The organism is Sphingobacterium paramultivorum, assembly GCF_014109745.1.
GTDB lineage: Bacteria > Bacteroidota > Bacteroidia > Sphingobacteriales > Sphingobacteriaceae > Sphingobacterium > Sphingobacterium paramultivorum.
Map to the genome: position 1 here is coordinate 1,474,446 of NZ_CP058555.1, position 21,475 is coordinate 1,495,920.

General features: G+C 38.4%; 23 protein-coding genes. 7 read left to right on the top strand and 16 right to left on the bottom strand.

From position 1 onward, the window contains the following. Positions 1–68 precede the first annotated feature (68 nt). The 6 genes from HS960_RS06345 to HS960_RS06370 all read right to left on the bottom strand — a co-directional run bounded on the left by HS960_RS06345 (position 69) and on the right by HS960_RS06370 (position 4,795). Positions 69–656, bottom strand: a complete 588-nt coding sequence (locus tag HS960_RS06345) for an outer membrane beta-barrel protein (RefSeq protein WP_153844710.1) — start codon at positions 654–656, stop codon at positions 69–71. 311 nt (positions 657–967) lie between these two features. Continuing rightward, complete coding sequence (dnaJ, locus tag HS960_RS06350) at positions 968–2,122, bottom strand: molecular chaperone DnaJ (protein ID WP_046672894.1); 1,155 nt, start codon at positions 2,120–2,122, stop codon at positions 968–970. Positions 2,123–2,132: 10 nt separating this feature from the next. Further along, positions 2,133–2,684, bottom strand: a complete 552-nt coding sequence (locus tag HS960_RS06355) for a nucleotide exchange factor GrpE (protein ID WP_182331849.1) — start codon at positions 2,682–2,684, stop codon at positions 2,133–2,135. A 152-nt stretch (positions 2,685–2,836) separates the two neighbouring features. Beyond that, positions 2,837–3,517, bottom strand: coding sequence for a cell division ATP-binding protein FtsE (locus tag HS960_RS06360; RefSeq protein ID WP_046672892.1), 681 nt, complete (start codon positions 3,515–3,517; stop codon positions 2,837–2,839). A gap of 5 nt (positions 3,518–3,522) precedes the next feature. Beyond that, on the bottom strand, positions 3,523–3,726 hold the full coding sequence (locus tag HS960_RS06365) for a fructose-6-phosphate aldolase (RefSeq protein ID WP_153844709.1): 204 nt from the start codon (positions 3,724–3,726) through the stop codon (positions 3,523–3,525). Positions 3,727–3,781: 55 nt separating this feature from the next. Next, entirely contained in the window at positions 3,782–4,795 is a 1,014-nt protein-coding gene (locus HS960_RS06370) for an acyl-CoA reductase (RefSeq protein WP_182331851.1), read from the bottom strand. 156 nt (positions 4,796–4,951) lie between these two features. Here HS960_RS06370 and HS960_RS06375 point away from each other — a divergent pair, with 156 nt between their 5' ends. The 4 genes from HS960_RS06375 (at position 4,952) to HS960_RS06390 (ending at position 7,763) form a co-directional block, all read left to right on the top strand. After that, a complete protein-coding gene (locus HS960_RS06375) occupies positions 4,952–5,302 on the top strand; it encodes a 4Fe-4S dicluster domain-containing protein (RefSeq protein ID WP_046672889.1) in 351 nt (116 codons plus the stop codon). A 175-nt stretch (positions 5,303–5,477) separates the two neighbouring features. Further along, on the top strand, positions 5,478–6,914 hold the full coding sequence (locus tag HS960_RS06380; protein WP_075992868.1) for a dicarboxylate/amino acid:cation symporter: 1,437 nt from the start codon (positions 5,478–5,480) through the stop codon (positions 6,912–6,914). 210 nt (positions 6,915–7,124) lie between these two features. After that, complete coding sequence (locus HS960_RS06385) at positions 7,125–7,283, top strand: hypothetical protein (RefSeq protein WP_182331852.1); 159 nt, start codon at positions 7,125–7,127, stop codon at positions 7,281–7,283. Positions 7,284–7,334: 51 nt separating this feature from the next. Beyond that, the gene (locus HS960_RS06390) at positions 7,335–7,763 is read left to right on the top strand and encodes an alpha/beta fold hydrolase (protein WP_182331854.1); all 429 of its coding nucleotides are present in this window, start codon (positions 7,335–7,337) and stop codon (positions 7,761–7,763) included. 189 nt (positions 7,764–7,952) lie between these two features. Here the strand turns inward: HS960_RS06390 and HS960_RS06395 are convergent, their stop codons facing one another. The 10 genes from HS960_RS06395 to HS960_RS06440 all read right to left on the bottom strand — a co-directional run bounded on the left by HS960_RS06395 (position 7,953) and on the right by HS960_RS06440 (position 17,754). Next, entirely contained in the window at positions 7,953–8,372 is a 420-nt protein-coding gene (locus tag HS960_RS06395; RefSeq protein WP_182331856.1) for a YchJ family protein, read from the bottom strand. Then, the gene (gene metQ / locus HS960_RS06400) at positions 8,350–9,162 is read right to left on the bottom strand and encodes a methionine ABC transporter substrate-binding lipoprotein MetQ (RefSeq protein ID WP_088161762.1); all 813 of its coding nucleotides are present in this window, start codon (positions 9,160–9,162) and stop codon (positions 8,350–8,352) included. The genes HS960_RS06395 and metQ overlap by 23 nt, the downstream gene beginning before the upstream one ends. Positions 9,163–9,177: 15 nt before the next feature. Next, positions 9,178–9,831: a methionine ABC transporter permease MetI gene (gene metI, locus HS960_RS06405; RefSeq protein WP_159726428.1), complete on the bottom strand. Its 654-nt coding sequence runs from the start codon at positions 9,829–9,831 to the stop codon at positions 9,178–9,180. Next, complete coding sequence (locus tag HS960_RS06410) at positions 9,824–10,843, bottom strand: methionine ABC transporter ATP-binding protein (RefSeq protein ID WP_145326884.1); 1,020 nt, start codon at positions 10,841–10,843, stop codon at positions 9,824–9,826. Before HS960_RS06410 ends, metI begins: the two co-directional genes overlap by 8 nt. A gap of 149 nt (positions 10,844–10,992) precedes the next feature. After that, positions 10,993–11,853, bottom strand: a complete 861-nt coding sequence (locus HS960_RS06415; protein WP_153844704.1) for a fumarylacetoacetate hydrolase family protein — start codon at positions 11,851–11,853, stop codon at positions 10,993–10,995. A gap of 58 nt (positions 11,854–11,911) precedes the next feature. Next, the gene (locus HS960_RS06420) at positions 11,912–12,844 is read right to left on the bottom strand and encodes a TIGR01777 family oxidoreductase (RefSeq protein WP_182331858.1); all 933 of its coding nucleotides are present in this window, start codon (positions 12,842–12,844) and stop codon (positions 11,912–11,914) included. A 177-nt stretch (positions 12,845–13,021) separates the two neighbouring features. Further along, on the bottom strand, positions 13,022–13,855 hold the full coding sequence (locus tag HS960_RS06425) for a DUF3347 domain-containing protein (protein ID WP_182331859.1): 834 nt from the start codon (positions 13,853–13,855) through the stop codon (positions 13,022–13,024). A gap of 153 nt (positions 13,856–14,008) precedes the next feature. Continuing rightward, positions 14,009–14,209: a hypothetical protein gene (locus HS960_RS06430; protein ID WP_182331861.1), complete on the bottom strand. Its 201-nt coding sequence runs from the start codon at positions 14,207–14,209 to the stop codon at positions 14,009–14,011. A gap of 246 nt (positions 14,210–14,455) precedes the next feature. Next, entirely contained in the window at positions 14,456–16,834 is a 2,379-nt protein-coding gene (locus tag HS960_RS06435; RefSeq protein ID WP_182331863.1) for a hypothetical protein, read from the bottom strand. A gap of 47 nt (positions 16,835–16,881) precedes the next feature. Further along, entirely contained in the window at positions 16,882–17,754 is an 873-nt protein-coding gene (locus HS960_RS06440; RefSeq protein ID WP_182331865.1) for an SH3 domain-containing protein, read from the bottom strand. Positions 17,755–18,023: 269 nt separating this feature from the next. Between HS960_RS06440 and HS960_RS06445 the strand changes: the two genes are divergently transcribed. From HS960_RS06445 to HS960_RS06455, 3 genes are all read left to right on the top strand, one after another. Beyond that, on the top strand, positions 18,024–18,836 hold the full coding sequence (locus HS960_RS06445) for a helix-turn-helix domain-containing protein (protein ID WP_227550082.1): 813 nt from the start codon (positions 18,024–18,026) through the stop codon (positions 18,834–18,836). A gap of 110 nt (positions 18,837–18,946) precedes the next feature. Beyond that, a complete protein-coding gene (locus tag HS960_RS06450; protein WP_182331867.1) occupies positions 18,947–20,731 on the top strand; it encodes a DUF885 domain-containing protein in 1,785 nt (594 codons plus the stop codon). 422 nt (positions 20,732–21,153) lie between these two features. Next, positions 21,154–21,351 (top strand): hypothetical protein, encoded by a 198-nt coding sequence (locus HS960_RS06455; RefSeq protein WP_182331868.1) that lies wholly within the window; start codon positions 21,154–21,156, stop codon positions 21,349–21,351. Positions 21,352–21,475: the final 124 nt, after the last annotated feature.

Genomic DNA, 21,475 nt, shown 5'->3' on the forward strand with positions numbered 1-21,475 from the left:
GGTTATTAGGGATATAAAAAAGGCTATAAGTAAATTATAGCCTTTTCTATTGATAAACTCCTTATCGACTAGAAGTGAAATTGTACACCTAAAGTTGGCGCTAGTGAGTTTACATTCAAACCAAATGTATTTACTGCAACGTCATGAGTTTTATCTTTATTATAGTTGTAGTATAAACCTCTAACTTTTAATTCGATGCCGATTTTGCTTGTTGGGAAGTAAGCTAAACCTGGAGCCAATTCAACACCATATGATTCGAATTTATTCTTTGACTCTACGTTACTTACTTCAGTGGTTGTTGTACCCCATGCCATCGGAACTGACAATTGAGCAAAGAATCTTACTGGGCCGTTTGCAGTGTATTTTCTGGCAAAAGGAGAAACTTGAAAAGCATCGTTTTTAACGCTATTATTTTTGTCTGATTCAGTTTTGCCCCAATTGTAACCGATTCCAGTACCAATTGCCAAGTTGTCACTTACAAAGTAACCAACTGTTGGGTTGATAGAGAATGAATTGTTTTTATAGTCTGTATCTTTCACTTTAGAAGTTTCGAATCCTATTTGACCACCAACCATAATTTTTCCTTGTTCAGTTTGAGCTTTTGCTGCTATTGTTAAACCTGCAATGGCAGTTAATGTTAGTAAAACTTTTTTCATGTCTTTTTATTTAATAGTTTGTTTTAATGTGCCAGTAATTACTTCCTGACTTTTTAAATTTGTTAGTCAAATATCGAAATCTTATTTTGATTTTTTGTCACTAGATTGTCTAGATGTTTTGTCATTATTGTAAATAATAGTGGTTCAATTAATTAAAATTTAATGTATTTTTATTTTTATAGATTCTATTTAGTAATAATGATATTGGGCTGACTTTTTGTTTTTAATTGTCAATTTCAAGTAAGAAGATAAAAAAAAGCCATTTGTCAACAGCGGACAAATGGCTTTTTTTTGTATTTGAAAGACCGATTTTAATCGAAATATTCTTTGATTCGCTCGAAGAATGATTTTTCACTTTTACCTGGTTGAGGTTTAAAGTTTGGCGATTCTTTCAGTTTGTTCAATAATTCTTTTTCTTCGTTAGATACGGCTTTTGGTGTCCATATATTAACGTATACAAGTTGGTCCCCTTTGTGATAAGAGTTGACTTCAGGAATACCTTTTCCTTTTAACCGTAAAATTTTACCACCTTGTGTGCCGGGCTCAATTTTGATCTTCGCTTTTCCATCTATTGTAGGGACTTCAACGCTTGTGCCTAAGGTCGCATCTACGAAATTAATGTATAGGTCATAGATCACATTTAGTCCATCACGTTTTAAACTTTCGTGTGGTACTTCTTCGATCAGGATAATTAAATCTCCTGGTACACCACCACGCGGAGCAGCATTTCCTTTTCCACTCATGGAAAGTTGCATGCCTTCACTTACTCCTGCAGGAATATTGATTGCGATTGTTTCCTCACCGCGTTCGAGTCCTTCACCTCTACAAGTTGTACATTTTGCTGTAATTTCAACGCCTTCACCATTACAAGTAGGGCAAGTGCTTGTTGTTTGCATTTGTCCTAAGATGGTATTTGTTACTCTTCTAACCGATCCGGATCCCCCACAGGTTTTACAGGTATGGAAAGAAGATTTATCTTTAGCACCAGATCCGTCACAAGAATGACAGACCACTTGTTTGTTAACCTTTACCTTTTTCTCGACGCCTTTGGCAATTTCTTCGAGTGTTAATTTAACTTTTATACGTAAGTTGCTTCCACGAGCTACCCGACGGCCGCCACGCTGGCCACCTCCGCCGCCAAAGAAACTTTCAAATGGATGTCCTCCACCAAAGATATCACCAAATTGGCTGAATATGTCTTCCATATTCATACCGCCGCCACCGCCAAAGCCACCACTTGCCGAATTACCGGCATGGCCAAATTGGTCATAACGTTGACGTTTTTGTGGATTGCTCAAGATATCGTATGCCTCAGCAGCTTCCTTAAACTGTTCCTCAGCTTCATGATCACCAGGATTTTTATCCGGGTGGTATTTTATCGCCAATTTGCGATATGCTGATTTAATCTCCTTCTCGTCCGCTGATCGCGAGACACCAAGTATATCGTAATAATCTCTTTTTGACATCGTCTTAATATTATTGACCTATAACTACCTTTGCGTGACGGATCACTTTGTCACCTAAGTAGTACCCCTTTTCGATCACGTCCACTACTTTATTCTTTAATTCTGCTGTGGGTGCAGGAATTGCCGTGATAGCTTCTTGTAATTCAGGATCGAAGGCTTGGCCTGTAGCTTCCATTTCCTTTAACCCCAATTGCGACAACGCTTGTCTGAATTTGTTGTTAACAATATCCATTCCTGTTTTTACAGATTCAACATCTGTCGCTGTTTCCATGGCTGTTAATGCTCTGTCAAAATCATCTAGTGTAGGTAATAGCTTACTGATGACATCTTTTCCCGCTGATTGAATCAATTCAACACGTTCTTTGCTTGTACGTTTTCTATAATTGTCAAATTCAGCAGAAAGACGAATGTATTTATCCTTTGCCTCTGCCAATTCTGCAGCCAATTTCTCTTCAGTAGACAGTTCTTCTGCTATATTATCAGCAGGCTGTTCTTGTTGTTCAGAAGAATTTGTTTCTACTGGATCTTGACCTTCATCGTAATAGTTATCTTGCTCATTCATATCTTCAATGCTAAAATTAGATTCAAAAATTTACTCTATGCTTCGTTTGTCAAAGTTTTTGCCAAACAATAAAATTCCGACAGCTTGTCAGATTTTATTAAAAAAGCCTAACAATTTGTCGGAATCTCATTTTTTATATGTCAGTTTTCCGTCTAGATACTGACATTGTCCTGTAATACCCCATCGGCGGTTTTGATGATGCGGGATGGCATATTACGGATAATAGTATAATCGTGGGTTGCCATTAAAATAGCTGTTCCCGAATTGGCAATGTCACGTAATAATAAGACGATTTCTTCTGATGTAGCAGGATCTAAGTTACCGGTAGGCTCATCTGCCAGAATAATTTCGGGGTTATTTAGCAATGCGCGGGCAATTACAATACGCTGTTGTTCACCGCCAGAAAGTTCATGCGGCATTTTCTTAAGTTTGGAACGAAGTCCAACTTTTTCCAGTACATCCAATATACGGCTATCGATCATTTTCTTATCTTTCCAGCCTGTTGCTTTCAGTGCAAATTCGAGGTTTTTCTCGATGCTTCTATCGGATAAAAGATGAAAATCCTGGAATACAATACCCAATTTTCTACGCAGGTAGGGAACATCATTTTCGTGCAGCTTTTTAAGATCAAAGCCCGCAATCATTCCCTCACCATTGCCGATGTATAAATCGCCGTAAATGATTTTTAGTAAACTACTTTTTCCACTACCGGACTGACCGATAAGATAAATAAACTCTCCTTTACCAATGTTTAAATTGACATTGGACAATACCAAATGTTTTTGTTGGAAGATATCAACGTTTTTTAATGTAATTACTTTATTTTCAATCATGGAAGCTAAAATTCTAATTTTTTAATTTGCCCAAAAGGCATTTCTTTAACCAGTTGCATGATATATTCTGCCTTTTCTCCTAATCCAACCTTATCGAGTGATTTATCTGGGCGGTCGACTCTAAAATATGCCAGCAAGGTGAAGGCATCATCTCTTAATTGAACATAATCAGGGATTTTGGCGACACCTTTTACTTTAATGATATACATGATTTCAAAGTTAGTATTTTTAATGCAATTTATTTACTATGAATTTAAAGGAAGCTTATTGGTTTGCGAATAAAAAATCCAGTGTATTCACGCCATCAGCAAAATCATCTAAAGCAGGGCATTGGCTTTCTCCAAAATGAAATACCGGCGACGGCACATTTAATGCTATTTCTGATACAATACATTGGATATTTTCTTGCGCTAGTTTGAGTTTATTTTCAACTTCAGCCAGTGTTTCGTATGTTTCGAAATAAACCACAGCAAGGGGAGAAGCCGTGCGCTCATCTTCTTTGAGCAATAAAAAACCATTATCAAAATGCTTGTCGCCATTGATCAGATAGATGGATTTGTTGTAGTCGTAATTGTTATTGTATTTAAAATGCTCTGTCATGCTGTTAAAAGCAGCGATACCTTCAAAGAAGTGCCCTATTGGGTAATCTTTTGGGATAAATAGCTTTGATACAGAGCGACAGCCCAACCCAAAATAATCAAAGATGTCGTGTCCCAGTGATTCCAGCTGGTTAGGAGATTCTTGGCCACCGATAACGGCAATACTATTTCTATTGCGACGAATAATATGTGGTTTGGTGCCAAAATAGTAATCAAAGTAACGGGAGCTATTGTTGGACCCTGTTGCAATAACCAGATCGAAATCTTTTAGTATGTCGACAATTTCAAAGGCATCATTAAAGTATGGGTCAATTTGTTTAAGAAGGTTGAGCACATAGCTTGTCAATCCTGCATCGTCCGATGAGACTTTGATTTTGGCTGTAAAGCCGCTGATCAGTACCGATAGGATATCATGGAAGCCAACCAATGGAATATTGCCGGCCAGAATTAAACCTACAATTTTCGTTGAATGAAGATCTGGATAAGGCGTCAACCAGTGATTCAGCTTTTCTATTGTCAAATTGGCAGCAATGGCTTGAATGGCGCGTTCAACATTTTGAGGGGTATACCAGGGGTTTTTATGTTGGGCGAATTGAATGATTTGAATCAAATCTTCAGGGCGCTTTTGCAGCTGTTCGCCTAATTTTACAAATGCATTTATTCGTTGTTGCTTTGTCAAAATATTAAAATTTTAAAAGATGAATACACAAATTTGTATTATATTTGTGCTGTTAACATTAATCAACGTGAATCAACTAGCCTTATTGTTCAATCAGACTTTGTTTCATATTGATAATGCAAAAATAGTTTATTTATCATAATTGTGAGGTTATAAATGGCGATTAAAATTACAGACGAATGCATTAACTGTGGTGCTTGCGAACCGGAATGCCCAAATAATGCAATATACGATGCTGGTGTAACTTGGAAATTCTCAGACGGGACGGCTTTGGATGGGGTTATTGATTTTGGCGATGGTGTTACACTAGATGCCAACGAGTCTCAAGAAGCAATCTCTAATGAAGTCTATTATATTGTTTCAGATAAGTGTACAGAATGTGTAGGTTTCCACGATGAGCCTCAATGTGCAGCGGTTTGCCCTGTGGATTGTTGTGTGGATGACGAAGATGTACGTGAATCGAACGATGAGCTATTAGCGAAAAAAGCTTGGTTACACGCGGAATAAATTTAGTACTCCGTTAAAATATAAGGCAGGATAAGAAATTTTCCTGCCTTTTTTGTGTCTTTCTATTTTGGCGAAATCGATATTTTGTTGCGAAACTTGGCTATTTGGAATAATAATATTTGCAAAAGCATAGTATTTTTTTATTTTTGTTCTTTTGACCATTAAAATCTTTTAAATGTTAAAAACCAAAATAGGGTTGATTACCCTGATCACAGTTACATTAGCTTGTATCATTGCTGTATTATACGAATTTGATGTTGTAGGCTTTTCGCATGAATTTCTAATGGCTGTCCGTTGGATAGTTGCTACCGTTTTGGTTGTAAATGCGCTCTTTAAGAAAAATTTGACCACCTGGATTTTGACCTGTATGATTATGGGGATATTTGTCGGGTTGGATTTTCCAAATCTAGCGATTTCCCTGCAACCTTTGAGTAAAGGTTTTATCAAGTTAGTCAAGACGATCGTGGGACCGATTCTCTTTTCTACGCTTGTTTATGGAATTGCAGGCCATTCTGATTTGAAACAGGTGGGACGTATGGCATGGAAATCTATGCTTTATTTCTTTTGCGCAACGACATGTGCTATTTTTATTGGTTTAGGTGCTATAAATCTGACTCGGGCAGGAGTGGGCGTTGATGTTGCACATATGCCACATGAAGAACTCCCTGTAGCGAAGGAAAGTATGGATGAGCATATCCTCAAAACACTTCCGGATCATGTGCATCCTGTATATAAGTTCACTTCTTTTATACGCGACTTGTTTCCTGAAAATATCGTTAAATCTGTAGCCGATAATCAAGTTTTACAGATTGTTGTATTTTCAATTTTGTTTGGGATTGGATTGGCAATGGTAGATGAGAAAAAGCGTAAACCCTTGGTTGATTTTACCGAGAGTATGTCTGAAACGATGTTTAAGTTTACGAACATGATTATGTACTTTGCACCTATTGGGGTTGGGGCCGCTATGGCCTACACTGTGGGGCATCTCGGTGTCGATATCCTAAAGAATCTTTTCATGCTTTTGGCGACGCTGTATTTTGCTTTAGTGTGCTTTTTATGTCTGGTTCTTCTTCCGGTAGCACTTTATCTAAAAATACCTGTGAAACGTTTTATTAATGCGATTAAGGAACCAGTTTCGATTGCATTTGCCACTACAAGCTCAGATGCGGCATTACCGAAAGCAATGAGCGCGATGGAGAAATTTGGTGTACCACGTAAGATTGTTTCGTTTGTAATTCCGACAGGATATAGTTTTAACTTGGATGGTACTTCACTTTATTTATCATTGGCTGCGATTTTTGTCGCTCAGGCGGCTGGTATCCATTTGTCGTTTGGACATCAATTAATGATTGCATTTACATTGATGATCACCTCTAAAGGTGTTGCTGCTGTCCCAAGGGCTTCATTAATTATTTTGATTGCAACAGCGGATCAGTTTGGCTTACCAACATTTGTCATTGCTGCAATTTTAGGTATCGATGAACTCATGGATATGGCGCGTACTTCTGTCAATGTAATCGGAAATTGTTTGGCAACCGTTGTTGTTGCTAAATGGGAGGGCGAGTTTGATGAAGAAGCTCCTTACCGCGAAGATACTGAAGAGGCAATCTAATAGAAATAACTGACGAATATTCGTTGAAGAAAAGCAGTCTTGACATCCCGTTGAGACTGCTTTTTTTATTGTCTTTAGCTCATGTTGATGATTTTGCTATGCCTATTTATTATATTTAGCGCAATAACTACCGTTCTTTAAACCAAATAGAAGTTTAAACCAAATCCGTACAGGGAAATGAGACAATCTATATTTTATTTTTTTTGTGTAATGATTACGATCAATATGGCATTCGCTCAAACAAAGACGACTGCTGTCGATCGGGATTCATCTGCTTATATTGAAACCCAGGATGGGGTCAAGCTTTTTGCGAAGTCTGCTGGAAATGGTCCGGTCTGTATCTTCGTACATGGAGGGCCAAGAGCCTAGAGTAAGTCGTTTGAGGAGATGGGAGGTCGTGGTTTTGAAAAGTTGCTAAAGATGGTGTATTTGGACCAGCGAGGTTGTGGAAGGTCTGAGGTGTCGACTAGTGGAAATTATTCGTTAGAACGCATGGTAGAAGACATTGAAGCTATTCGTCATGCTCTAGGGGTTGAAAGAATCTATCTATTGGCGCATTCCTTTGGTGGGGTAATCGCTGTAAATTATGCGAAAAAATATCCAGATCATTTGTTTGGTTTAATATTGGCAAATTCGACTTTGGACCTCAATAGTTCATTGGAAGATCAGATAGGGCATGTTAACCAATTAATCCACAGCAACTTCAAGGTTGTGGCCAGGGATTCCATCTTGGCAACTTTTTCATTGGCAAGGCGAGCACTTTCAGCGAAGATTTTAGGCCAGAAGCAAAAGAGATTAAAGTGCCAGTTTTGGTCATTGTGGGTAAAAAGGATTATGCTATTGGGGTGAATCACTACCGAAAATTTCAATTTCCGCACCAAAGAAATGTGCTCATCGAAGGTGGGCATGTCTTGTATTACGAGCAAAAATAAAGCCTTTGTTGATGCTATATTTTTTTTATAAAATAAAAAGCTGCTTGCAAGCTGTTGTTGACGGCCTGGGATCCTTTACAATAGCTTGCAAGCGAAATATTTTATATCAACGTCCATCAACGTAGTACCATAAATCACCTTGTTTTTTGAAAGTAGACTTTTCATGATGAATTTGAACTTCCAGCTGTGGATCCAGGTAATGTGCTTCAAACTCGACAATGTGGAATGTAGATTTAAGGATAGAGAGTTGCATCCATTTATTCTCCCGCGCCCATTGTCCGATTGCCTGTTTATTTTGGAACCGTCGTGTTGAGGGATGGAACGTATCGTATAGGAAATCGATCTGTTGTGTCACAAAGGCGCTATAACGTGCGCGCATCAATGCCTCTGCTGTGGTTGCTTTGGCATGGAAACGATGAATTTGCTGGCAGCATTCCCCATAGGTATTGCCAGAGCCACAAGGGCATAATTGACCTGATTCTATCACTTGTCTGTTTAAAATTTTACCAGCCTTTAATAGCGCCATTTTTGAAGACTTTTTTTGCGGTCGCTTCGACTTCCGGTGACTGATACGCCTGAATAAACTGCTGCACCTTCTCATCGTTTTTATTATCTGAGCGGGCAACAATCAGATTAACATAAGGCGATTCCTTATCTTCTGTGAATAAGCCTTGTTTTTCGGGATCTAACCCAGCCTGAGAGGCGAAACTATTGTTGATGATGGCAATTGTAACCTGAGGATCATCAAGAACACGAGGTAGCTGAGGAGCTTCCATCTCTATGATCTTAACCTGTTTAGGATTGCTTACTATATCTGTTACTTTAGGTTGGATACCTACATTTTCTTTTAGACCGATAATTCCCTCGCGCTGGAGAAGCAAAAGAGAGCGTCCACCATTGGTAGGGTCATTAGGGATGGCAATAACGGCTCCCGGTTGTAACTCTGTAATTGTTTTTATTTTCTTTGAATAGGCAACAATGGGAAATACAAACGTATTTCCGACAATGGTTAATTTCGTGAAACCGCGTTGTTTGGATTGCTCTTGTAGATAGGGCTGATGCTGAAATACGTTTACATCGATATCACCCTGATTTAAGGCTTCATTAGGTACGACATAGTCGTTGAAAGCCACTAACTCAACATCAAGATTGAACTTTTCTTTTGCAACTTTCTTAGCCGTCTCCGCAAGCTCCTTTTCTGGGCCGGACACAACACCGACTTTGAGGATATTCTCTTTCTTTTCTCTGTTATTGCATGCCACAATCGATACGAGACTGAAGGCTAAGATTGCAAATGCATAGTTCAATTTTTTCATATGATATAATTTATGTTAACGATGGTTTACTTTTTTTGAGATGTAATCTCCTGTATATTGTAGCAGGAATACTATTAAAATTAATAAAATTAGAACAGAATTCATGATAAAAGTATCATATCCGACATAACCATACTGATAGCCAATCTGTCCAAGTCCACCGGCACCTACAGCACCGCCCATCGCGGAGTAACCAACAAGTGTTATTAAGGTAATTGTCGCATTGTTTACTAGTGAGGGAAGAGCCTCCGGAAGCAAAACTTTGAAAATTACCTGTTGTGCATTTGCACCCATTGCTCTTGCGGCTTCAATCAGGCCATTTGGAATTTCCAGAAGACTATTTTCCACAAGTCTTGCTATAAATGGGGCCGCGCCTATACTCAGGGGAACCAATGCTGCGGCCATACCGATTGATGTTCCGACAACGTTGCGTGTAAACGGAATCATCCATACGATAAGTATGATAAAGGGGATAGACCTAAACACATTCACCAGCAATGAAACAAGTTGGTGCATGGCTTTGTTTTCGAGCAGTTGATGTTTTCGGGTCAAGAACAGGTATATCCCGAGTGGGAGACCTAGGACAAAACCAAAGAAACCTGATAGGAAAGTCATGGTTAGGGTTTCTAAAGTACCCGATAGCAGAAGATTAAATACCTGATCAGACATAGCCTAATATTTTAGTTTGTGAATGCTTTTCTTTTAAGAAAGATAGACTACGCGTTACATTTTCTTTTTCACCCGATAGTTCGGCCAATATAACACCAAATTTCATTTCGCCGATATAATCTATTTGAGCGGTAATGATATTTGTCTTGACTTGATATTGTTGTTCCAAATGCTGTATAAATGGGATGGATTCTTCATTTGAAGTTAGATAGATCTCTACGAGTGGGTTTCCAGCGCTTTTTAAGCGTTCCTGAAAACTTAGTGGAATTTCAACTTCAAGTGAAGACTGAATAAAGTTTTTAGTTGTTGTTTCCTGAGGATTGGCGAATATTGATTCTACCGGGCCGGTTTCAATCAATTCTCCGTGGTCTAATACGGCAACCTGATCGCAAATACTTTTTATAACATCCATCTCATGAGTAATCAACAATATCGTAAGGTCAAGCTGCTTATTGATTTTTTTTAGTAGTTTGAGGATGGATTTTGTAGTTGCGGGGTCTAAGGCACTTGTGGCCTCATCGCAAAGTAGAATGTAAGGATCATTGGCTAATGCACGCGCGATAGCAACACGTTGTTTTTGGCCTCCGGAAAGATTTGCAGGGTACACGTCGGCTTTGTCTTCCAACCCGACCAAACGCAATAGTTCCAACACCTTTTGGCTGATAAATTCTTTCGATTTACCTTCAAGCTCGAGCGGAAAGGATATATTTCCATACACTGTTCGTGATGATAGTAAGTTGAAGTGCTGGAAAATCATACCAATTTTTCTTCTTTTCAACATAAGGCCAGTGGAAGATAGCGACATCAAGTCGTCATTTTCTATAATTACTTGACCACTGTCTGGTCTTTCCAAAAGGTTGACGCAACGGATCAAAGTACTTTTGCCGGCTCCGGAAGCGCCTATTACACCAAAAATTTCACCTTTTTCGATAGACAGTGAGATGTCTTTTAAGGCATCAATACGTGTCGCTTTTACCTCAAAAGATTTGGATATGTTGTTTAGTTGAATCATTGACCCTGTAGGGATTTAGCAATTTTAGTTGGACAAATGGATGATGTTGATATAAATGTACACAAATGCCAGGGATAAAATAAAATCAAGTGAAAGAAAATGGGTTCTTTCAGACCGAAAAAGAATGAAAGAACCCAGATATATGTTTTTTACAACGCTTGATAAGCTGAAATCACTTGTTTTGCAGATCCGAGTCCATCGATGCCATATTCGATGATATCGCCATCTTTCAGGAATCTTTGTGGGGATTTGCCCATGCCAGATCCTGCAGGTGATCCTGTGGAAATGATGTCGCCTGGAAGTAAGCTCATAAAATGGCTTAAATAAGAAATCAGTTTGGGCACACGATAGATAAAATCACTTGTATTGCCATCTTGCATAAGCTCACCATTGAGTTTAAGCCATATTTTTAAATTATCAATATCTGTGAATTCATCTTTGGTTGCTATAAATGGGCCAATAGGAGCGAAAGTGTCACATCCTTTACCTTTATCCCAAGTTCCGCCACGCTCGATCTGAAATTCACGCTCTGTAACGTCATTGTGTAGCACATAGCCAAACACATGGTCCAAAGCTTCTTCTTCAGTAACATAAGAAGCTTTTTTCCCAATTACAATGGCAAATTCGGTTTCCCAATCAGATTTTACAGAGAACTTCGGAAGGGTGATTCCATCAAAAGGGCCATTGAATGCAGATACAGATTTCATAAATACGATAGGCTCTGAAGCTTGTTGCAATTTGGTTTCTTTGACGTGATCATCGAAATTAAGCCCTACACAAAGGATTTTGGACGGAGCTTCCAATGGTGTACCGATACGCTCGTCGTCGGCTATCTCTTTAAGCGTATCGCCTTTTTCATTTATATATGTTTGAAGTCTTTCTAAATTTACAATATCCGCAAAGAAATCGCGGTTGTATTGAAAATTTCCCTCTGAAACATCATATTTCTTTTCGTTTAAAATGACTCCCGCTTTTTCGGAGCCCTTTGCGCCATATCTAAAAATCTTCATAAGCCGCAAATATACGGATTTTGTCCCAAAAAGGGCAGAAATTAACGCGAATTAACAATTAATCAATATGTAAATTATCTATACAATTATTGTCCAAAAGAGGATATTTAAAGGGGAATTTTTCATGTACTATCTTTTTGTTGCTTACCCACGTACCATTGAGCACCATTTCCTGTCCTTTTTTTCCAAGCATAAATTTGATCAAAAAAGAGGGGACGGGTAGGGGAATATAGAATGGACCGTATTTACGTTTGGCTATTCTTTTTGCAAACTCCGCGAGGGGAAGTGGTTCGGATGAACAGGCATTATAAATTCCGGCTATGGTATCATTTTGTATGCCAAAGAGCAGCATCCGACAGAGATCATCCATATGGATCCAACTGAGTATCTGTTTTCCAGAGCCTAATACCGGAATTGACCGAAAGGGTAAGAAACGGTTGATTTCCTTGAGTAAGCCTTGATCCTTGCTGATAACTACCCCAAAACGGAAGACAATGAGTCTTTTTCCCAATGTTTCGATAGGTTTCACGCTTCCTTCCCAGAGGTTACATACCCAGGCGAGGAAATTTCCGCCTTGTGGATCTCCTTCTTCAAAAGGTTTCTTTTGGTATTGATCGTCTGTTCCATACCAACCTATAGCGGAGGCCGATATGACTGCTTTTACTTGATTTGGTATTTGTTTTAGACTTTGATAGAGCAGTTGCCCACTTTCTACCCTGCTAGCAATAATTTCTTGTTGATATGATTTTGTCCAGCGTTTCGAATTGAGGTTTGCACCCGCCAGGTTGATGATATAGTCGGCTTCCTGAATTGATTTGACATCAATCTCCTGTTTACTGGGATCCCAATGTACATATCGGATATTGTTTTGTATGGGATGAGACTTCGGATTTCTGGTAAAAATAATAACTTCATAGAAATTGGCAACCAATAGCTTTGTTAAATGAAGACCTATAGCTCCAGCACCACCTGTAATAATTACTTTTTCCATGAATTGAACCTTGTTTTATAATATACGCCTGTTGTTATTTAAGCAAACCAATTTCTGCTGATACTAAATATACTATTTTGGTTTATAAAAATCCACCATTGCGGCAGCAATTACAAAAAAAAGGTTTATCTCATGGGGAGATAAACCTTTTAAGAGTCGATTAAGCGACGTTATTCGTTAAAGCGCTTGAATTGTGCTGCCACATGTCAGCATCTGTGCACCGTAGTAGGGATTTTTGATTTCTTTATGACGGCTTAACCAAGTCGCACCTTTACCTTTGTTGAACATCGGACACTTTTGATAATAAACAGAAGAAGATGGTTTTGAGTTTTTGGACAAACTATAGATATCTTCTGACAATAGCGCGAAGGCTTCTCGTTGTTTACTGATATCCTTTGCCTGTTGTAGGCTCTTCACTGTCGCTTTGAGTGATGTTGTTTTGGTTTTCCAGATGTCCTGTTCCGCTTTCGTTAGATCAGCAGTTTGTATTTTAGCGATTGCATCGGTAAGATCGTTTGCTAGGCCTGCAGCTTGTTTACTATCCGCAGCTACAAGTGCATCTTTAAGCAGAAAGTATTGGTCATAGATCTTTTGAAAATTGCTTGCGTTGCTGATGTTATCTACTGAAGCTACCGGCTCAATGCTTTCGTCTTGTGGGCTATCTGAAGCTGGAGGAGCTAAATTTCTTTCGTATTGGCAGCAAGCATGTAGTTTAGCATAAGTATCTTCCGCGGCAAGGTATTTTTCATTGTCATAGCCTGCTCCTGCGATACTTTTCAATACAGCATCTAAGGAAGTTTTCTTTCCGTCATAGGCTATTGTCGCTGTTTGGTTGTCTTCGTTCCATTCAACTTTAGCCTGAGCGGAGGCTCCTGCATTTTCTATTGTTTTTTTACACATACCGCAGTTTCCAGCAATTTTAACATTGGTGTTCACGGTGTTGTTTTGTGCATAGTTTGTTAAAGAGGATAGTACAAAAGCCCCTGTTATGATATAATGTTTGATTTTCATATGATTGGATGAAAGAGTAAATAAAAATAAGTAATCAAAAATGATTGATAAATGATCAATGTATGGATTAACTTATTTTTGGCGGGACCCAAGGACAAAAATATCCCTCAGAAATAAATGTTGGCGCTATGGGTTTATAATTTTTTTTGATTGCTATACCGCAAAGTTCATGACCTTGTTCAAGGGGATTGGAAATTGCCAAAAATGTACCACTATACGTGCATTGACAATTGCAATTTTTACATGGTTTGTGATGTTTACAGAAAGCCTTTTTTTTGGAAGATTTAAATTTTGAACAACAATGGTCCTTTTTGTCAGTGGTAGCATCATCTTGCGTGTGACTACTGTGTGCATTCATTTTATGGCAGGCAAAAGCGTCGGGTGCACTTAAAAGGAAACCGAAGGTTAAAAATAGTAGTATAAGTCGCTTAAGGGCCATATCAGCTCAAATATAGTTGTTTTGGGTAGAATCTGCTTCTACTTTTAACTTTTTTTGGCATTATGGACTTTTTTTATAGGCTCCATGTTATTTGAGTTTGGGAGGACCAGATAACATGGAGCGACGTTTAGAATTCTTTTTTTCGGAAAGCAAAGAAATACTTAAAACTTAAAACCAGAAAAAAAGCCGGGCTTTTTCCAGGTACGTTTATATTCATCAGCTAAAGGAGAATGATCCGAATAGGCGAGCACTTCATCAAGCAAATTGTGTGCTTTTTTCAGATTCCCTGTTTTATAGTTTGCATATGCCTCTGCTAATTTAACCGATTCGACATCATCGTCGTAGCCCCAATCACATTGCTGATAAATACCGTTGAAAACATTGACGTATTTATTTACTTCATTTATATCTCCGTTTTCGGCGAAAAGTTCAATTCCAAATTTTAACCAAAGGACATAATCATTAGGCTCCATGACTGACTGTACCCAGTTTTCATACGTTTGGAATATTTCTATACCTGCGCTAAATTCCGTAAGATAGTAATGGCTTTTAACAATGAGATAGAGTGTCTTTGCTTTATCGAAATTATCGATGATAAATTCCGGTTTATTTTTAAGGTATTTCTGTGCAGCGAGGTTCATGGACTTGTAATTGCTCTTTTCATTATATAGTTGCATTAAGACATATTGAGGCTGCGCTTCGTGTGGGTATTGTTTAGCCATCTGTTCGTAATAGGAGATACGTTGTGCCAAATTATCGTGTTCGATCATCTGATAGATAATATGTTCGATCCCATTCTTTGATGCCTCAAAATCACGATACTGGTAGTCGTCTAAATTGGGATGATCAATATAGAATTTGTAAATAAACTCGAGGAGCTGTTGGGCCCGGGATTGAATATTTGTTGAACGCCCTAGCTGGTATTCAACATCGATTTGATGCATAAGCATGCGGTAACAGGGAGGAAATATAACAGACTCCGTATCTTCGGCTTCTTCATCTTCTTCGGAGGTAAATGCTTGCTGCTCCAGGGTGGCTTCCAGCGAGATCTGATAGGTGTCAAAGTATTGTTGAAGTACCTCCTCCAGACGTACGTAATCTTCCAATGCTGACAAGGCATCGGCTCGGGTGAAATGAAGTTCTTCAAAGTCGGAATAGCTTAACCCTTCGGTTGCGATAGCATAACAGATTTCCAGTTCTCCCGCTGCCTTATACGCTAAGGCTAGATTATTACAATTCATGGCTCTGTTGTGGGAGCCCCCAAAGTAGTCACTTTCATATTTATTCTGTTCAAAATACTCCTTGAAAGCGTCGTAGGCTTGACGATAAAGTTCGAGGACGAGCAATTGTAGTGCAGATTGATCAACTGTGGTTAAGTTGTCCTGAGAGTGAATAAAATCAGATAGCGCGACAGCTTCATTATAACATTCACGGGGAAGGTCATGGAAAGTAGGAACCTGATCGTAAACTGTTCCATTAGCTATAAAGGTGCATTCAACTAGGCGTCGCCAGGATGTTGCATTCCATTTTCGCTCACCTACCATTGTTAGATGCGGAATAGCCGCGGCATACTGTCCCTCGTCATAGAGATAGGCTGCCGCAAAATGGTAACCGACATAAGAATCAGGATAGGCATCGACCAATTTGAGTGCATGGAGATAATAATAGTCAAGCGGGATTCCGATTTCTTCTGAGTAATTGCGCTCAATGATAAGCTGATAGTAGAAGACCTCAGGGTGCTCATACCCCTCGGCAATCAATTCCTCAAAACGAGTATGCCATTTGACCAACTCCTGATGGATATGCACGGCTGAGTTTTCCCCTTTGATAAGCTTAAGTAAAATTTGCAGTGCTAGGTCGATTGCTTTATTTTCGTAAGCAATTTCAGCGAGATCCACATAATTCATTTCATTGCTGCTGATGAAATGCTTAAAATCAGCTTCCATTAAAGCTAAAATATTAGACTCATTGATCTGTTTGGTACGGTCAAGCAGGTATATTTTCTTTATCCAAAAGATGGAAAAATTATGATCCAAGGTTTCCCGTTCATTCTTGAATGTTTCTTTAACGAAATCAATGCTCGCCTCCAAAACTGGAAGCATCGCTGTATCGTCCTGGAGCCCTTCGTAGATATTGGTTAAATAGTTGTGCCCATATCCGGACATATTTGGGGAAGCGATTAGTTTTTTTGCGTATTCGATGAATAGACCTTTATTGCCTTCAGTAATATGAAATTTTGGACGACCAATTTGTGCTAATGTCGCTTGATTGTCCAAAACATAATTCAGTATATGATATAGGGTCGTTTCATTATCAGGTTCGATGGCCAATGCTTTTTGAAAATAGGGGATCATTTTTTCCTGAATAACATCGAAAATAGCTTCGTGGCCTTCATAGAATGCCTGATCATGATAGGCGATGGCTAGGTGTGTCCAAAGCGTAACATCTTGATCGTTTTGTCGCAGTTGGTTTTCTCCTTCAATAATAAATAAGTCTAGTTGTCCGCTGTAGAACAAATCATATATATTCTTTTCTTCCATTTATTAATTTTTATATGTATCCAGTATGTTAAAATCTGTGGAAAATACTATTTAGCCGTTGGAAGCTTTTCAAAGCTATTACCGTTCCATAGAAATTCTTCACTTTTTTTTGTGATCTTGAAATTCGGATTTTCTGCATCGTCGTCAATAGCTTCTCCCTCTTCGATGTATTTATAGATAAGCTGATTATTTTTTCCGTGTTCGGAAGGGAAAAGAATCTTTTCATCGTAATAGAACACACCAGCATCACTCACCGAATACCGGCTAGGAAGACCCACAAGTCGTTGTCCTGTCCAGGCCACATAGTTGTACTCAGAAGGTATACCACAGGCTTCACCCAGAAATTCGATGCGGATGATTTGTTTGACATTTTGCAGCCCCATTGCCGGCAGCAATTTACTCTGAGAGAAGGTTTGTTCTGAATAGGCGAAAGGGAAGGTGTGTTCAGCTAGAAAATTTCCGTTTGTGTCGAGAAGTTTTACCACTGTTGAAAAATGATCCTGTTCCTGTTCGTTGATACTTTTGGTAAAACGTTCAAAACCGTAAATATATTGCGAGCCGTCCGAAGCGGTTTGTTTTCCGAGCGCTAATAGTCCGAGCCAAATAAAACCATTTTTTTTACTGCTACCGTCGGAATAACTTATCTCATACCAAGGAGCATAAAAATTTTTCAGCGTATTTCCTTTGAAAGGCGCGCTGGTGATCGTAACGACATTTCCTACCGATAAAGAATCTACGATTGCTGCCTTAAGACTAGGTTGAGCACGCACATAAGCTTTTGTGGCAAAAACAGTTGCCGACTGACCCTTTTGTATGTTCCATAGGTTGAAATTATCGTCAAATTTTAAATTTTCCTGCGCCTTTGAACAAAATGGTCCGATGACCAAGATGATTAAATAGCATCCCATTAGTTTTCTCATTTTTCACTCTCCTTTCCTGCAAAAATAGACGAATTGGTCCATAACCCTTATCACTGGTTTCAGGTATTTTTTGTAGAATGTCCCCAAAAGAAGAAATAGCTCGGGAGGAAGTTGTAAAATAAAAAGGCTGGACTTTCGTTCGAGAGAAAGTATGTTGGGATCTTTAGATAAGTGATAGGGCTAATCGGGTCGATCATTTTAGAACATGAATTTTAATTATATTTATCATTTCGGAAATATGAAAGTACATTTAAAATAGGGGGAAAGCTGTGGAAAATGAAAACAATAAGCTGCTCGTATTAGAAGCTGGCAAGTATATTGGGAATGAAGTTAGCCAAAGTTCTTTTGCTGGTATCATTACTTCTGATATTTATTACGAGGCTGGTATTATCTCTGATTGGCATTGTCATCAGAATCCACATTTTTCACATATTTTGAATGGTGGAAGTGTTGAAATCAGGCAGAATGAGAAAAATCGGCAGCAACAGGGTACTTCTCTATATTATTATCCCGGTATTATCCACCAGAATATTGGTTATATAAAAGGGACAAGAATCTTCAATCTTGAATTTACCGAAGATTTTCTAACTAAATATGATTTAAATGTACCAGATGAATCTTGCATGTTCTCGCATGGTATTCAATGGGGCACAAGCGGTTTAGTAAGGATTATGGGGGAACATTATTTAGACGACCAACAAAGCATATTGGCAATGGAGCAACTTTCCATCCTGCTTTTGACATGTACCACTACCATCAAGTGTATGGGGCCAGCGTGGATTTTCCGGATCAAAGATTTTTTGTATGATCATTGGAATATTCCATTATCGTTAAGTTATATTTCTGAAGAGATGAATTTGCATCCCGTTACCATCTCTCGATATTTTCCTCAATATTTTGGTTGTACAATTGGAGATTATCTTCGGCGGATTAAAATTGAAAAGGCATTACCTATGATCAGATCGAAGAAGCAATCACTCACAGAAATCGCATTCAATTGTGGCTTTGCTGATCAAGCTCATTTTATTAAAACCTACAAAAGGTTTATGGGGATCACGCCGAGTCAGTATCAACGGATGTAGAAAAAAGGTTGAGGCTAATTGGGTACAATTTTGTCTAGCGTGTTGATTTTAACTTTGATCATAAGGAAAATGGTCCAGATGGATTATTTATGATTAAAGCTTTAATTCCAATGAAAAATAAAATTTTAACAACTGTATTGTTGCTCTCCTCTATCTTGTACTCGAGCAAATCTATGGGACAGCATTTAAGTGCTTTACATAGGCTATTTGAAAAATACTATGAAAAAGAATGCTATTTCAATCCGCTCCAAGCAACAGCGGATGGTATTCATGTCTACGATGACTTGCTTCAGAATGAGGGTTCTTTTGATTTTTTAGCCGCTAAGAAAAATTTCTATCAGTCATGTTTAAACGAATTACAGCAATTCGATAGGAAAAACTTGACAGAGGCAGATCGTATTTCCTATGATGTATTGGATTATACGTTAAAAACGGGATTAGAGGGGCTCTCTATGCATTTTGAATATATTCCTTTTAATCAGTTTATAGCTTCGGTTCCAACAGACCTTGCGCTATTTGGTTCGACCAATGGTCCCCAGCCATTTCATACCATTGAAGATTATACAAATTGGTCTAAAAGGATGATCTCTTTTAAGGCCTGGGCAGATACTGCTATCGCAAATTTCGAGAAAGGGAAGAAAGCGGGAGTCGTTCTACCAAGGTCTCTGGTTGGCCGCATGATTCCACAATTGATCGCGCTCGGTGAAAGAGATACTTTAAAAAGTGCTTTTTACAGGCCATTGCAACAATTTCCGGAAAACTTTTCCCATGAGGAAAGGAAAAAATTGACAATGCTATATAACGAAGTTATACCGAACTATGTCTTGAATTCCTATGCGAAGTTAGCAAGTTATTTACAATACGATTATATGCCTTTTGCATCTTTACAATCGGGCTTAAATAGTCTTCCTGACGGGGATAAAATGTACCAATACTACATCAAGTTATATACGACCAGCTCTACACTTAGTCCCGACCAGATTTATCAGATCGGGCTTAAAGAGGTGGACCGTATAACCCATGAAATGGAACAAAATATGGTTCTCAATGGCTTTAAGGGGTCTTTAAAAGATTATTTTAGATTTTTGCGCACAGATCAAAGGTTTAGACCATTTAAAACCCCAGAACAGGTGCTAGACGCCTATCAAAAAATATATAATAAGATTCAGCCTCATTTAAAAGATATGTTTTTAGTGGAGCCCAAAACGAAATTTGTTATAAAACGCGTAGATCCTTACCAAGAGGCGTCACAAGGAGGTCCTTATTATATTAAGGGAAACTTAAAAGAGAAGAGAGCTGGCACTTTTTTCGTTCCGATACCTGACCCGACTAAGATAAATACAGTTTTTTATGGCCTAGAATGCACATTTATACATGAGGCAATACCTGGGCATCACTATCAGATTGCATTACAGCAGGAGTATAGCGAACTTCCTACTTTCCAACAACAAAATGCCCTATATGCTTACATGGAAGGTTGGGCGCTGTATTGCGAATCCTTGGGTGAACAATTGGGATGCTATACAGATCCATATCAAAAGATGGGTGCGCTAAATAATGAGATCCACCGTGCAATACGTTTAGTAATTGATGTTGGTATTCATACCGGAAGGCTGACTGAACAACAGGCAATTGTATATATGATGGATCATGAATCAATAAGCGAAAATATCGCAAAGGCAGAAGTTGAAAGATATATGGCTTGGCCAGGACAAGCACTTTCTTATAAAATCGGGGAGCTAAAAATCAAAGAATTGATAAAAAAATACCAAAACTTACAGGGCGAGAAATTTAGTTTTCAGGCTTTTCATGCCGCAGTGTTAAAATATGGTTGTTTGCCATTGGATGTTCTTGAAAATTTCCTGGATGACTGGAATACAAAAATTTCCAATTAAAATTTGGAATATTATCTGGTTTGATCTTCTCATTGGTCCACAAACAACATTTTATGACCTTAGGCATGTCGCTGTTATTAGGGATAAAAAGAGCTATTTGTTCAACAAGTATATCAGTGGGAAGAGTGCTGCATTACTAATCTATTTTTTGTGAATAGGGGCCTGTTTTAATGCAATCATTTCTTCTTGGTAGTAGGTGAAATGAAAAATCGTTTATAAAATTCATCTATATGCTTTATCAAATCATTCATTTTGCTGCTTACGTTTTGAGAATCGATAAATTCAATGTTATTTTAATTCGATATTATTTTCTGTTGAGGGAGAATTGATAAATTTTCTCACACATATGGGACAGATTCCCTAGAATCGTATGGATGGCGTCATTTGTTGCAAATAACGTCATTTGTTGCAAATAATTGGATATGATGAAAAACAAAAATTATGAAATAGAGCATTTTGAATATTTTCAGGAATTGAGGGGGACAAAAGAAGAGATTCTATATTTCAAGACTGAGCGGCAGATGTATAGAAAAGAGCCTATCGGACTTGATTTTTTTCGTTTTTGTTGTTTGAAAGAGGTGGTGGCACGCATACTATCGATGGGGTTGCTTATGAAATAAACTGTAAGCAGTTACACATAGTCTTTCCTGGCCAGCTTCATAATTGGGATATTTGGGCAGGAACGAAATCACATACCGTATTTGTTTCCGGGCGACTTTTTAAGGCATTTGAGAATTTCTTTAT